14 protein-coding genes are annotated in these 13422 nt (G+C 45.1%); 2 read left to right on the forward strand and 12 right to left on the reverse strand.

Translation table 11 applies throughout. The annotated features are described in order from the left end of the window. Window positions 1-5: 5 nt before the first annotated feature. The 12 genes from Q4G98_RS06080 to lepA form a co-directional block, all read right to left on the reverse strand. Complete coding sequence (locus Q4G98_RS06080; RefSeq protein ID WP_293718751.1) at window positions 6-455, reverse strand: GatB/YqeY domain-containing protein; 450 nt, start codon at window positions 453-455, stop codon at window positions 6-8. A 14-nt stretch (window positions 456-469) separates the two neighbouring features. Continuing rightward, a complete protein-coding gene (rpsU, locus tag Q4G98_RS06085) occupies window positions 470-646 on the reverse strand; it encodes a 30S ribosomal protein S21 (protein WP_021717591.1) in 177 nt (58 codons plus the stop codon). 145 nt (window positions 647-791) lie between these two features. After that, complete coding sequence (locus Q4G98_RS06090; RefSeq protein WP_298565156.1) at window positions 792-1127, reverse strand: histidine triad nucleotide-binding protein; 336 nt, start codon at window positions 1125-1127, stop codon at window positions 792-794. Window positions 1128-1359: 232 nt separating this feature from the next. Then, window positions 1360-2664, reverse strand: coding sequence for a tRNA (N(6)-L-threonylcarbamoyladenosine(37)-C(2))-methylthiotransferase MtaB (gene mtaB / locus Q4G98_RS06095; RefSeq protein ID WP_298565158.1), 1305 nt, complete (start codon window positions 2662-2664; stop codon window positions 1360-1362). Between the two features lie 3 nt (window positions 2665-2667). After that, window positions 2668-3402 carry a 16S rRNA (uracil(1498)-N(3))-methyltransferase gene (locus Q4G98_RS06100; RefSeq protein ID WP_293718747.1) on the reverse strand — a complete coding sequence of 245 codons (735 nt, stop codon included), beginning with the start codon at window positions 3400-3402 and terminating at the stop codon, window positions 2668-2670. 3 nt (window positions 3403-3405) lie between these two features. Further along, window positions 3406-4347 carry a 50S ribosomal protein L11 methyltransferase gene (gene prmA, locus Q4G98_RS06105; protein WP_298565160.1) on the reverse strand — a complete coding sequence of 314 codons (942 nt, stop codon included), beginning with the start codon at window positions 4345-4347 and terminating at the stop codon, window positions 3406-3408. A 137-nt stretch (window positions 4348-4484) separates the two neighbouring features. Next, on the reverse strand, window positions 4485-5633 hold the full coding sequence (gene dnaJ / locus Q4G98_RS06110; protein WP_298565162.1) for a molecular chaperone DnaJ: 1149 nt from the start codon (window positions 5631-5633) through the stop codon (window positions 4485-4487). 22 nt (window positions 5634-5655) lie between these two features. Continuing rightward, window positions 5656-7488 (reverse strand): molecular chaperone DnaK, encoded by a 1833-nt coding sequence (gene dnaK, locus Q4G98_RS06115; protein WP_177561687.1) that lies wholly within the window; start codon window positions 7486-7488, stop codon window positions 5656-5658. Between the two features lie 48 nt (window positions 7489-7536). Continuing rightward, complete coding sequence (grpE, locus tag Q4G98_RS06120) at window positions 7537-8136, reverse strand: nucleotide exchange factor GrpE (protein WP_298565165.1); 600 nt, start codon at window positions 8134-8136, stop codon at window positions 7537-7539. A gap of 23 nt (window positions 8137-8159) precedes the next feature. Then, entirely contained in the window at window positions 8160-9179 is a 1020-nt protein-coding gene (hrcA, locus tag Q4G98_RS06125) for a heat-inducible transcriptional repressor HrcA (RefSeq protein ID WP_298565168.1), read from the reverse strand. Window positions 9180-9279: 100 nt separating this feature from the next. Next, a complete protein-coding gene (hemW, locus tag Q4G98_RS06130) occupies window positions 9280-10434 on the reverse strand; it encodes a radical SAM family heme chaperone HemW (RefSeq protein ID WP_298565171.1) in 1155 nt (384 codons plus the stop codon). A 1-nt stretch (window position 10435) separates the two neighbouring features. Further along, window positions 10436-12232 (reverse strand): translation elongation factor 4, encoded by a 1797-nt coding sequence (lepA, locus tag Q4G98_RS06135; RefSeq protein ID WP_177561728.1) that lies wholly within the window; start codon window positions 12230-12232, stop codon window positions 10436-10438. Between the two features lie 287 nt (window positions 12233-12519). Here lepA and Q4G98_RS06140 point away from each other — a divergent pair, with 287 nt between their 5' ends. Beyond that, window positions 12520-13059, forward strand: a complete 540-nt coding sequence (locus Q4G98_RS06140) for a nitroreductase family protein (RefSeq protein WP_177561681.1) — start codon at window positions 12520-12522, stop codon at window positions 13057-13059. Between the two features lie 98 nt (window positions 13060-13157). Further along, window positions 13158-13421, forward strand: a complete 264-nt coding sequence (rpsT, locus tag Q4G98_RS06145) for a 30S ribosomal protein S20 (protein WP_177561679.1) — start codon at window positions 13158-13160, stop codon at window positions 13419-13421. Window position 13422 lies beyond the last annotated feature (1 nt).

A 13422-nucleotide genomic window follows, 5' to 3' on the forward strand; every position in this document is an offset into this window, starting at 1 on the left:
ATTCATTATTGAAGCAGTTCACGTACCATTTGATTGATACGTTTACCATCGGCACGGCCTTTGGCCTTTGCCATAACAGCAGGCATTACTTTACCAATCGCTTTCGGACCTTCTGCACCGGTCTCAGCGATAGCTTCGGCAACCATAGCACGCAATTCCTCATCACTAAGCGGCTCAGGCAGATATTTTTTAAGTATCTCAATTTCCGCCTTAGCCTGCTCGGCTAATTCACTGCGCCCGGCTTTTTCGAATTCTACCAAAGAATCCTGCCGCATCTTGACCTCTTTCATTAAGATAGCCAGAACCTCATCATCGTTCAGTTCCTTCTTCTCATTGATTTCGACATTTTTAATATTTGCACGCACCATACGAATAACCGATAAGCGAAGCTTGCCCGCTTCACGGTCTTTCATGGCTTGTTTCATATCTTCTGTCAACTGGTCTTTAATAGACATACAGCACGCCCCCATTATCTGGTTTTACGTTTTCTGGCTGCTTCGGATTTTTTCTTGCGTTGAACGCTAGGTTTTTCATAATGTTCGCGCTTTCTAACTTCAGAAAGAATTCCGGCCTTTTGGGTTGCTCTTTTAAATCTGCGCAGCGCACTGTCCAATGTTTCGTTTTTGCCAACTTTAATTTCTGCCATCTGATCTCCCTCCCTCCACACACTTAGGGAAGTGTATATATGCATTTCATGCGTTTTTTGCACTATTGCCGACTAACGTCAGGCCGCAATTACCGCACAATATTACCAGTAAATTATATCTTATGATACGTCTTTTGTCAAGGCATCAACAGGGCGGCCAGCCTAATGCTTTCCCGCCTAAAAGATGGATATGCAAATGCTTAACGGTTTGCCCTCCATCATCGCCAGTATTGGCAACGATACGAAATCCTTTGGCATCCACACCAAGTTTTTCAACCAGCTCCCTGACCTTGCCAAGCATATGCAAAAGCAGTTCCGGTTCCGCTGTAGTAATATTTTCCGTATGAGACTTTGGTATCATCAAAACGTGTACTGGTGCGGCAGGAGCCACATCACGGATCACGATCATCTTGTCATCTTCATAAACCCTTTCAGACGGGATCTCACCTGCAATGATACGGCAAAAAATGCAGTCATTCATTTCTTTCCCTCCTTCATGCTCTTAACTTTTATTATATTCGTCAGAGAATGTAAAAGTCCTTTTTCTATTTGTTATGTTCACAATTTATTTGCAAACTGAAACCAGCTAAGCAAAATCCATTCCCAAAATATGTACCGTCCAAACATTATCAGCTATTCTAAAGCGCTCATAAAATCCAAAAACAATGACTTATAATACCGGCAGCATTCAATCAAGTATTTATCTATCCCTATTATAATAATTCACCCACTAAAAAACCTGTTTCTGCTTTCAGTAATCTTACTTTTCGGAGAGTGCCGCATAATTCAGCCCCTCCCTGAACATAAACCCGTAAATAATTACTGGTCAGGCCTTCAATATAACCGTCTGCAGCAGTCTGCTCAAACAATACTTCGGCTTCACTGCCAACACACTGCTCCAAAAAACTCTGCTGCTGCTTATGGTCAATTTCAGCAAGCTGGGCACAGCGTTTTTGCTTAACTGTTTCCGGGATCTGATTCGGCATTTTCTCAGCTGGAGTACCCTTGCGTTTAGAATAAGGGAAAATGTGCATTTTACTGAAACCGCAGTTTTCAGCAAAAGCCAGTGTCGACATAAATTCATCTTCCGTTTCACCGGGAAATCCGGCAATAATGTCGGTCGTAATGGCAATATCAGGGATACGTTTACGAATATCACCTAAAAGCTCGGCAAAACGCCTGGTGTCATACGGTCTGTGCATTCTGGCCAGGGTCGTATCACAGCCGGCCTGTAAAGGCAAATGCAGCTGTCTGCACAAACGTTTATCTTGTTCCATCAGTTCCAGCAATCGCGGTTCGACTTCTACTGATTCCAATGACCCTAAACGCAGTCTCTGCAAACCTTCTACGCTTAAAGCAGCCTCAACTGCATCAAACAAAGTCAGCCTGCCGTCATGCTCTTTCCCATAACAGCCAAGATGTATACCAATCAGTACTATTTCTTTATACCCGGCAGCTACCAGTTTTGCAGTTTCTTCCTTGATGCTTGTCAAACTGCGTGAACGCAGCGGCCCACGGGCAAAAGGAATGATACAGTAAGTGCAGAACTGGTTACAGCCTTCCTGTATTTTGAGAAAAGCTCTGGTTTTATCAGACGCCTCGCCAACGCTCAATTCCTCAAATTCGGTATTTGCACTCAGCTTGCGTACACTGTCGATAGTATCTACACGCTGAGTTTCAGCAGCTGCTTCCACCAAGCCAACAATCTCAGCTCTGTCCTGGTTGCCAATAATAAGATCCACACCGGCAATTGCTTTGACCTCTTCCGCAGCCGTCTGCGGATAGCAACCCGTCACAACTACGAGCGCAGTCGGATTTCTGCGCACTACACGATTGATCATCTGTCGTGATTTACGTTGACCCGTATTTGTAACAACGCAGGTATTGATCACATAAATATCAGCTTCGCCATTAAAATCAACTATCGTATAACCATGACTGCGAAACAGTGTTTCCATACTAGCAGTATCAGCCTGATTGACTTTACAGCCTAAAGTATAAAATGCTATTCTTTTCATCAATCAGCCTCCTAAATCGCCAGTCTCATAAAAGATTGCGGCAGCAGCTACTAACGCAGCTGTTTCCGCACGCAGTATCCGCTTACCCAAACTTACTCCCCATGCTCCCGCCGCCTGTGCCTGATGTAACTCAGCCTCGGAAATACCACCCTCCGGGCCTATGATCAACAGTACTTCCTTTAATTCCTGCTGTTTTTGCAGCGCAGCTTTCAAGCCCAGCTTATCTTCACATTCATAAGCTATCAGTTTACAGGAGCAGGCATTATGAGCAAGCATTTGCTCCATGGTCTGCACAGGCTGCACTATGGGTATAACATCCCGTTTACTCTGTTTAGCTGCAGCCTCAGCGATCTTCTGCCAGCGCTCTGCTTTCTTTACTGCTTTCTCACTTTCCAGCCGCACAACAGAATGTTCCATAGCTACAGGTACGATCTCGCTGACGCCCAGTTCTACTGCTTTCTGGATAATAAAATCCATTTTTTCACCTTTTGCCAGTCCCTGTGCCAGAATGATCCGCACTGAAGGTTCATGGCTTTCCGCCAGCACCTCCAGGCATTTTACCGTTACAACGCTTTCACCGGCTTCAGTGATCTCGGCCAAAGCAGTAACGCCATCATCGCTGACAATTTGAATTTTTGTCCCCTGCGTCATCCGCAATACCGTATAAATATGCCTGGCATCAACGCCAGTTATCGTCATCATTTCCCCATAAGGCTGAGGGATAAAAAATCTATGCACCGGTCAGGCCTCCTTACGCATCTGCATAACGACCCAACCACCCTTTGTATCGACTGCTTCAACACATAAGCCGGCCTTAGCCGCAGCTGCAGCCACATCGTTCTGCCGTTCTTCAATAATGCCGCTGGCAAGAAAGATACCACCGGTTTTTAACTTGCCGGGAACATCCTCTAACAGCATGATAATAATATCAGCGATGATATTGGCAATGATAACATCCGCCTTGCCGACTGTGCCCTGCAGCAGGTCGCCTTGCTTGACACTGATCTTTTCTGTCAGTCCATTAGCCGCAATATTCTCAGCTGCTACCCGTACTGCCGTAGCATCAATATCCACCGCTTTGACTGTTTCCGCGCCAAGCTTAGCTGCCGCAATAGCCAGAATGCCAGAACCTGTGCCCACGTCAAAAACTTCCATACCCTGACGCAGGACTTTTTCCAGCCGCTCCATGCACATACAGGTCGTATGATGTGTACCGGTGCCAAACGCCATACCAGGATCGATCTCAATGATATGCTCGCCAGCTTTAGCAGTATATTCTTCCCAGGTAGGTTTGATCACCAGCGTTTCGCCGATATGCGTAACATGGAAATACTGCTTCCATTCGTTGGCCCAATCCTGCTCAGAAACAGTCCGAAAACGGGTATTGCCAAAACGGCACGTACCGATGCTGGCTTCCAATGCTGCCATTTCCTCTTCGATCTGCGCAAGACGTGGCTGCAACGCTTCATCTTCCGGATAATATGCAGTTACCGTAACCACCTCTGTATTGCCCTGCTCAGGAATATCACATAACTCCCAGGTACCAGAATTACGCAAAGTATTGATCAAAACAGGATCCTCAATAACAACGCCATTATTTGCTCCTGCAGCACGCATGATCTCTGCAGTCAGTTCAGCAGCCTCATGCGTAGTTTGTATACTTACCTCTATCCATTGTGACACAGTCAACACTCCTTAAATATTAAGAATCTATAAATTCAAATACTTTTTCAGCTATATTTTCAAGTGCTCACATTATATCATATTTTTTTGCATAAAAAAATAAACTGCGGCGTTCAAACCGCAGTTTATACAGGCACTTATTTAAATAAATCCTTGATTTTGTTCAAAAAACCTTTTTCCTCAGGATTGATATTATCTTTACTGATCTCCGCAAATTTACGCAGAGCATCTTTTTGTTTTTCATTCAGCTTCTGCGGCACAACAACTTTGATGCGAACCAACTGGTCGCCGCGTGTACCATTACGCAGGCTGGGGATACCTTTGCCCTTCAGACGCAGTACCTTTCCAGGCTGAGTACCTTCCGGGACCTTCATCACAACCTGACCATCCAGCGTAGGGACCTTTATTTCAGCGCCCAAAGTTGCCTGTACGATATTAATCGGCACTTCGCAGTAAACAGTAGTACCGTCGCGTTCAAAGAACTTATGCGGTTTAACGTACAGATAAACATACAAATCACCGCTTGGCCCGCCTTTGGCACCTGCCTCACCCTCTCCGGCTACCCGCAGACGGGAACCGTTATCAACACCGGCAGGGATCTTAACCTTAAGCTTCTTATTATTTTTAACAGTGCCCTGACCACGGCATTCCTTACAGGGTTCGCTGATGATCTTGCCTTCACCGTGACATTTAGGACACGGCCGGACATTGGTCATCTGGCCGAACATAGTATTTTGTGTAAAACGGATTTCACCGCTGCCATGACATTCCGGGCAGGTTTCGACTTTAGAACCGGGTTCGGCGCCATTCCCGTGGCAATGCGGACATTGCTCGTCACGATACAGGCTTATTTCACGTTCTAAGCCAAACGCAGCTTCTTCGAAAGTGATCTCCAGATCAAAACGCAAATCAGCACCACGCTGCGGACCGGCATTGGAACCACGGGAACCGCGTCCCTGACCGCCAAAGAACATATCAAAAATATCTTCCATGCCTCCGCCGCCAAAACCGCCGAAGCCTTCAAAGCCCCCAAACCCGCCGGCACCACCGGCGCCGCCGTTTTCAAAGGCAGCATGGCCAAACTGGTCATACTGGGCACGTTTCTGTTCATCACTGAGCACACTATAAGCTTCGGACGCTTCTTTAAATTTCTCAGCAGCTTCCGGATTATCTTTATTCACATCAGGATGATACTGACGTGCCAGTTTGCGGTATGCTTTTTTAATTTCATCTGCCGTAGCGGTCTTAGACACGCCTAGCACGTCATAATAATCTTTTTTACTCAAAGTTTACACCATCCTAAGCTGATTATTTTTTGTCTTCGTCAACCACTTCGGCGTCAACAACGTCGTCATCAGCTTTTTTCGCACCTTCACCTGCTTCAGCGCCTTCGGCCCCTTTAGCAGCTTCGGTTTGTTTGTACAGCTCTGCAGAAAGTTCATACAGCGGTTTAGTCAAGGCTTCGGTATCGGCTTTGATTTTTTCCAGGTCTTCACCTTTCAGAGTTTCTTTCAAGGTATCAAGCGCTGCCTGTACTTTACCGATCAGCTCTTCAGAGCCTTTGCCTTCCATATCTTTAATGGTTTTCTCGGCCTGATAGCAGAGAGAATCGGCATTGTTGCGTACTTCAACGCCTTCTTTACGTTTTTTATCGGCTTCGGCGTTAGCTTCTGCTTCTTTGACCAAACGGTCGATTTCATCCTTATCCAGCGTACCGGAAGAAGTGATAGTGATTTTTTGTTCCTTACCGGTGCCAAGATCTTTGGCGCTTACATTTACGATACCGTTAGCATCAATATCGAAAGCAACTTCGATCTTCGGTACTCCACGGGGAGCAGCCGGGATACCGGAAAGCTCGAAACGGCCGAGAGTTTTATTGTCGGCAGCCATTTCACGCTCGCCCTGCAATACATGGATATCAACGGAAGGCTGATTATCGGCAGCAGTAGAAAATACCTGTTTGCGGGAAGTCGGAATAGTGGTATTACGCTCAATAATCTTAGTGAAAACACCACCCAAAGTTTCGATACCCAAAGACAACGGAGTTACGTCAAGTAGGAGTACGTCTTTAACTTCGCCTGCCAGAACGCCGGCCTGGATAGCTGCGCCAACAGCGACACATTCATCAGGGTTTACACCGCGATAAGGCTCTTTGCCGATGAATTTTTTCAAAGCTTCCTGTACAGCCGGGATACGGGAAGAACCGCCAACTAAGATAACTTTATTGATATCGGAAGCAGATAAACCAGCGTCAGCCATAGCCTTACGGGTCGGTTCCATTGTGCGTTCAACAAGATCGGCAGTCAATTCATCAAATTTAGCGCGGGTCAGGTCCATATCCAAATGCTTAGGACCTTCAGCACCGGCAGTAATAAACGGCAGGTTGATGTTGGTAGTCAAGACGCCGGACAACTCGATCTTGGCTTTTTCAGCTGCTTCACGCAAACGCTGCATGGCCATACGGTCATTGCTCAGATCAATGCCTTCGTTTTTCTTGAATTCAGCAACCATCCAGTCAACGATTTTCTGGTCGAAATCATCGCCGCCCAAATGAGTGTCGCCGTTAGTAGCTTTTACTTCAAATACGCCGTCGCCGACATCAAGGATAGATACGTCGAAGGTACCGCCGCCAAGGTCATAAACCATAACAGTGTGATCATCGCTTTTATCAATACCATAAGCCAGAGAAGCAGCAGTAGGCTCGTTGATGATGCGCAGAACTTCCAAGCCTGCGATCCGGCCTGCGTCTTTAGTTGCCTGACGCTGGCTGTCGGAGAAGTAAGCAGGAACAGTGATAACAGCCTGCGTTACTTTTTCACCCAAATATTTTTCTGCATCTTCTTTCAATTTTTGCAGGATCATTGCAGAAATTTCTTCAGGAGAATATTTTTTATCATCAATTGCTACTTTATAGTCAGTACCCATATGACGTTTGATAGAACTGATAGTCCTGTCAGGATTGGAAACCGCCTGACGTTTTGCCAGTTGGCCCACCAACCTCTCACCGTTTTTGGAAAAGCCAACTACGGACGGAGTTAAACGGCTGCCTTCCTGATTAGTGATAACGGTAGGTTCGCCGCCTTCCATTACTGCTACTACAGAGTTAGTAGTACCTAAGTCAATACCAATTACTTTAGACATGATTTATTCCTCCTTGGGTTTATATGTTAATTTTAATTTATGTAGCAACTATTCGTTGCTGATAACTTTTACCTTGCTGTGCCGGATAACTTTATCACGCAGCTTATAGCCCTTTTCCAGAACCATTTCTACAATGTCCTCATCCATATCGGGATTCTGTCCTCTCATCACAGCTTCATGCAGCTCGGGATCGAATTTTTCGCCCTGGGCCTTTATTTCCTCTACGCCCAAATCTTTAAAAGTCTGCTCAAACTGACGTCTGATCATTTCAATACCGGAATAAATACCTGCAGCATCATCCGATTTTTGAGCAGCAGCCTCAGCACGTTCGAAATTATCCAGAACTTTTAAAAATTTCCCGACAACATCAGCTGTAACAAAAGTTGCCAGCTGTTCGCGTTCGGAAGTATTGCGGCGGCGGAAATTATCAAAATCTGCCTGCAGCCTCAAAACACGATTTTGCAGCTCCTCGATTTTGGCATCCTTTTCATCCTGTTCAGGAGTTTTTTCTTCAGCAGCTCCCTCACTCTTTTTTGCGGCAGTCTCATCGACTCCAGCAGCATCGGCTGCATTCGTTTGAGTTTCCTGCTGAGGTGTTTCTTCGGCAGTTGTTTGCTTTGAGTTCTCTTTCAAATCTTCTGTTTGCAAAACACTTCCTCCTTATAGTCTTTTTACTTATCTAAAATTGTCCGCAGATACTTATGCAGGTAATCCATTACAGAAATGACCTTACCATATTCCATACGGGTAGGACCTAAAACTGCCATCGTACCTACGATCTGACCATTCAGGCGATAAGTAGCCTGAACCATACTGCAATCCTGAATGCCGGTAAATTTATTTTCAGAACCTATCGTTACCCTGAGGCCTGAATCTTCACCGCCCTGCAGAAGATCCTTCAGGACCTTTTCTTCTTCTAATATGCCAAGGAGATTTCTGACTCTTTCCACATCGCGGAATTCCGGTTGATTAAGCAGCTGTTTTGTACCGCCCAAAAATACCTTTTGTTCCTGCCTGCGCCCTGTAATTTTACGTACGGCCTGCAGCAATGATGAGAAAATCAGTTTATCCTCGACCACATCTGTATGGACATTCTGTAAAAGCTCCACAGAAATATCACTGAGATTACGGTCTTCCAGTAATTTACTCATTTTACCTGCCAGATAATCCATTTCCTCTGGAGACATTCCCAAAGGGATATCAACAACGTTAGTATCAATGCTGCCATCATCGGCCACGATACATAAAATAGCATGCTGGCTGTCAAGCGGTAAAAATTTCAAATAACGGAAATTTGCAGTAGTCTGCTGATTAGTCAAAACCATAGAAACATTTTGTGTCATACGAGACAAGATCTTGGCCGTGGACTGGAAAATATCATCGATATTACGGCGGCGCTCATTATACCAGCCATCTATCAAAGCCATATCATTGTCTGTCAATGTCCCTGGTTCAATCAGAGAATCAACATAAAAACGATAAGCCTGAGCAGATGGAATACGTCCCGCCGAAGTATGCGGCTGTTCCAGATACCCAAGAAGCTCAAGATCTGACATCTCATTGCGGATCGTTGCCGGACTGAGCCCCAGGTCATACTTGCGGGCAATGGTACGGGAACCAACTGGTTCGGCTGATGAAATGTAGTCTTCTATGATAATTTGCAGGATCTTTTTCTTTCTTTCGTTTAACACGATCCCACCTCCAACTCGATTGTTAGCACTCATCTCTTTAGAGTGCTAACACCTTGATATTAGAATAGCACTGACCTTAACAGTTGTCAACAGATTTTTCTTACTTCACAAATATTTCAAAGATTTCGTTGCTGAAGCGCATCCCTTGCTCTGTCAGCCTCATCCGTCCGTGCCTGTCATCCAGAATAAGTAAATTTTCTTTAATAAATTTTTCTAATTCACTGCCAAATTCTAACATCACATCACAATCAAAGCGCTGCCTGGTTTCCATTAAATCGATTCCGGCCGCTGTACGCAAACCCATAAATAAATACTCAGCCAGCTGCGTTTCCCTCGTTAATTCTTCAATTGTTCCGGTAGTCTTACCAATATTAATGCCGTCAATATAGTCCATAACGGCAGCCGTTGATGTGAACCGTCTGTTACCGTCAAAACTGCAGGCAGCACTGCCAAAAGACAAATAAGGAAGATATTGCCAGTAAACAAGATTATGCCTGGACTCCTGCCCTGCTGCCGCATAATTGGAGATCTCATACCTATGCAGTCCCTGTGCCGCCAGATACTCCTGCACTAATTCATACATTGCCAGCTGAGTATCTTCGTCCGGCAGCTGCAGCTTCCCCTTGTCCACAAGCTCTGCCAAAGGCGTCTTTTCTTCAACTGTCAAGCCATATACCGACAAATGCTGCAAACCTATGTTAACCAACGCCCGCAGGCTGGTACCCAATGTTTGTAAAGTTTGTTCCGGTAAACCATAGATCAGATCGGCACTTATTCTTGTAAACCCTGCCCTCTCAGCCATCTCAACAGCCTGCAGAGCCTCTCTTGCCGTATGTATCCTGCCCACTGCGCGCAATTCGCCATCGTTAAGACTTTGAACGCCAAAACTTATGCGATCAAAACCCAGCTCTCTAAAAAACCGTAATTTAGCTAAATCAGCTGTACCAGGATTGACTTCGATCGTTACCTCTGCCGGCTGCCACCAGCAGCCATTTTTTTGCAAAGCTTCTACCAGCTTAGCCAAAAGCTTTTCAGGCAGCAGTGAAGGTGTGCCGCCGCCAAAATACAGCGTTGCCTGCTCTGCAACAGGCAGTATATTACTGCGCCGCGTCATTTCGATGCAGACAGCGTCTACATACTTGGGCATTATTTCCATATCAAAGCCGGCATATGAAGCGAAGTCACAATATAAACATTTTTGCAAGCAAAAAGGGGTATGTACGTATACCCCTTGGATTTGTTCCCATTTTTGCATTTTAATCCATCTTCAAAATCGCCATAAAAGCCTCTTGCGGCAATTCTACACTGCCAACCTGCTTCATGCGTTTTTTACCTTCTTTTTGTTTTTCCAGCAATTTACGTTTACGGCTGATATCACCGCCATAACACTTGGCCAGCACGTCTTTACGCATGGCCCTTACGTTTTCGCGGGCAATTACTTTATTGCCTATCGCGGCCTGCACAGGAATTTCAAACATCTGGCGCGGGATCAGACTGCGCAGTTTTTCTACCAGCTGACGCCCACGGGAAACAGCTTTTTCGCGGTGCACTATCGCCGACAGCGCATCCACCGGTTCTCCATTCAGTAAAATGTCTACTTTTACAAGACTGGAAGCACGGTAACCTGCCAATTCATAATCCAAAGAAGCATAACCGCGCGTCACTGACTTCAACCGGTCAAAATAATCATAGATGATCTCGCTCAGCGGTAATGCGTAATGGATCATAACCCTCGTTTCGTCTAAATAGGTCATATTCTCATACTCACCGCGTTTTTCCTGCGAAAGTTCCATTACTGCGCCAACATAATCTTTAGGTACAATGATCGTAGCGTTGACATAAGGTTCTTCAACATGGTCTATAACTGTCGGATCAGGGAAATTGGACGGATTATCGACCAGCTCCACATCACCATTAGTACGAAACACCTGATAAATAACGTTGGGCGCCGTTGTGATCAGCGTCAAATTATATTCCCGCTCCAGCCGTTCTTTAATAACGTCCATATGCAGCAGTCCCAAAAAACCGCAGCGGAAACCAAAGCCAAGCGCTACCGATGTTTCCGGTTCAAAAACCAGAGACGCATCGTTGAGCTGTAATTTTTCCAGCGCGTCCCGCAAATTATCATAATCCGAATTTTCTACCGGATAAAGGCCACAGAAAACCATCGGCGTTGCCTTGCGATAACCAGGCAGCGCCTCGGCCGCCGGATTATTGGCATCAGTAACCGTATCGCCTACACGCGCATCTTTAACATTTTTGATTGCAGCAGCAAAAAAGCCAACCTGCCCAACTTCCAGCGAATCTACATTAACAAGATTAGGCTTGAACACGCCAACCTCTGTTACCTCAAATTCAGCGCCGGTCGCCATCATCCTGATTTTCATACCGGGTTTTATGCGACCGTCAATAACACGCACATACAAAACAACGCCTTTATAAGCGTCAAATTTAGAATCGAATACCAACGCTTTTAAAGGACTGCCGCTGTCGCCTGAAGGTGCCGGCACCTTAGCTACAATAGCCTCCAGCACATCTTCGATACCAAGGCCTGTCTTGGCACTGGTCAAAACAGCTTCCGAAGCATCGATCCCGATGACCTCCTCAATCTCATGCTTGACCCGTTCAGGATCGGCACTGGGAAGATCGACCTTATTGATGACCGGAATAATTTCCAGATCATTATCTAAAGCCAGATAGACATTGGCCAGAGTCTGTGCTTCTATTCCCTGAGTTGCATCAATAACAAGCAACGCACCTTCACAGGCAGCCAAAGCCCTGGAGACCTCATATGTAAAATCTACATGTCCAGGCGTATCAATAAAGTTAAGCATATACTCTTCACCGTTTTGAGCCTGATAACTGCTGCGCACAGCCTGTGCCTTGATCGTAATGCCGCGCTCACGCTCCAGATCCATCGAATCGAGTATCTGTGCCTCCATCTCGCGTTTTGTCAGCGTACCAGTATATTCTATCAATCTGTCGGCCAAAGTAGATTTGCCATGATCGATATGGGCAATTATAGAAAAATTACGGATCTTTTTCTGGTCCATCATATTCTCCTTCATATATAATCTTGCTCAAGCGGAAAACCCGCCGTAAATTCATCGCAAAATATTATATCATTTTTGCCTATGGTTAAGCAAATACTAACTCTTTTTGATCAACTTTCTTTAAATCAGCAGCTGCTGCGATAAAAAATATTTATATTAAAGATTATGAAAGTATATATAACTGTGTTTAACGCTACTTCACAAATAATTTACAGCAAATCACGGCTTGAACCTGTTACAATATAAGTAATAATAGAATAATATTTATTAGGAAAGGATGTTTTATTATGGATACTTTAACTGCTATTGCAACCCGTCGTTCTACCCGTATGTATAAACCTGAACAAATAAGTGATTCCCAGCTGCAAACCGTTTTAGCCGCAGGCTGGGCTTCACCCGTAGGTCACGGAGCATATGGAGAATTATATATCTCTGTTGTACAAAATCCCAAGATCCTCGAAAATTTCGCAGAATACTGCGGACAGGCCTTTGGCAACCCCAAATACAATCCATTTTACGGAGCACCAACTCTGATCGTAGTTTCAGCCAAACCCAAAGATGATGGTCAGCTGGTCTATATAGCTGACGTTGGCTGTATTCTGGAAAATATGCAATTGGCTGCTACTGATATCGGTCTTGGCTCCGTTTATCTCTGGGCACTTCTAAACAGGATTCCGCAAAGCCCTCAATTTGTAGCCAGCCTTGAACTGCCGGAAGGTTTTAAACCGGTTTCTGCTCTGGCGCTGGGTTATCCTGCAAAGCCGCTTGAAAAACGTTCTTTTACTGACATTAAACCTGAACGTATTGCCACTAAAATCATTAAATAAAGTATTTTGCAGAATAATTTGCAGAAAGGCCTTGCAGAATTAACTCCTTCGTGGTAGAATACTTTAGTAAACGTATTTAATTGTAGGAGGTGAATTCGTTGCCGAACATTAAATCTTCCATCCGTAGTGTAAAAACCGACGCAGAACGTCGTGCAAAAAATGCTCCGATCAAGGCTGCTATCCGCAATGCTGCTCGTAAAGTAGTTGCTGTAACCGAGACCGGCTCTCAAGATGAAGCAAAAGCAACTTTTGCAGCTGCAACCGGTTTGATTGATAAAGCTTCTCGTAAAGGTATTATCCATAAGAATGCTGCAAACCGCAAAAAATCCAGACTTGCTAAAAAAGTCAATGCTATGGACTAAT

Source organism: uncultured Phascolarctobacterium sp. (genome assembly GCF_958349595.1).
Classification (GTDB): Bacteria; Bacillota; Negativicutes; order Acidaminococcales; family Acidaminococcaceae; genus Phascolarctobacterium.

What these genes read in the sequence shown, in the direction of transcription:
- Q4G98_RS06080 (WP_293718751.1), bottom strand. Translation starts at nt 455, where the DNA reads ATGTCTATTAAAGACCAGTTGACAGAAGATATGAAACAAGCCATGAAA.
- rpsU (WP_021717591.1), bottom strand. Translation starts at nt 646, where the DNA reads ATGGCAGAAATTAAAGTTGGCAAAAACGAAACATTGGACAGTGCGCTG.
- Q4G98_RS06090 (WP_298565156.1), bottom strand. Translation starts at nt 1,127, where the DNA reads ATGAATGACTGCATTTTTTGCCGTATCATTGCAGGTGAGATCCCGTCT.
- mtaB (WP_298565158.1), bottom strand. Translation starts at nt 2,664, where the DNA reads ATGAAAAGAATAGCATTTTATACTTTAGGCTGTAAAGTCAATCAGGCT.
- dnaK (WP_177561687.1), bottom strand. Translation starts at nt 7,488, where the DNA reads ATGTCTAAAGTAATTGGTATTGACTTAGGTACTACTAACTCTGTAGTA.
- hemW (WP_298565171.1), bottom strand. Translation starts at nt 10,434, where the DNA reads ATGCAAAAATGGGAACAAATCCAAGGGGTATACGTACATACCCCTTTT.
- lepA (WP_177561728.1), bottom strand. Translation starts at nt 12,232, where the DNA reads ATGGACCAGAAAAAGATCCGTAATTTTTCTATAATTGCCCATATCGAT.
- Q4G98_RS06140 (WP_177561681.1), top strand. Translation starts at nt 12,520, where the DNA reads ATGGATACTTTAACTGCTATTGCAACCCGTCGTTCTACCCGTATGTAT.